This window comes from Thioclava kandeliae (assembly GCF_040297545.1).
In the GTDB taxonomy this organism is placed as follows: Bacteria; Pseudomonadota; Alphaproteobacteria; order Rhodobacterales; family Rhodobacteraceae; genus Thioclava; species Thioclava kandeliae.
The window spans coordinates 1-372 of the sequence record NZ_JAYWLC010000088.1 but is presented as its reverse complement, the minus strand read 5'-3'; the positions used below and the strand labels follow the sequence as shown (position 1 = coordinate 372).

Below are 372 nucleotides of genomic sequence, written 5' to 3'. Positions count from 1 at the left end.
AGCAACTTCATTTGAAATAGAGGCGATATTATTTAAAGCTGCGTTCATTTCTTCAGAGCTTGCAGCCATCTCTTCAGCAGTTGCAGACATTTCTTGCATTTGCGTAGAGACTTTGTTAATGTGGTTAACAATTTCTGAGAATGAAGATCCGGCAGTACGAATAACAGTAATTCCTTCAGAAGCTTCTGCTTGACCTTGTGTCATCATGTCATTTGCTATTTTAGTATCGGCTTGAATTTGATGCAGTAAATGGTTAATGTCAGTTGCGGCTAGTTGAGATTGTTCAGCAAGTTTTCGAACTTCATCAGCAACAACAGCGAATCCTTTTCCATGTTCACCAGCACGAGCTGCTTCAATAGAAGCATTTAAAGC

1 protein-coding gene is annotated in these 372 nt (G+C 39.5%); it reads right to left on the bottom strand.

Going from position 1 to position 372, the window contains the following annotated elements; all coding sequences use genetic code 11:
- The coding region (locus VSX56_RS20735; RefSeq protein ID WP_350939388.1) for a methyl-accepting chemotaxis protein at positions 1–372 on the bottom strand (372 nt) is incomplete at both ends.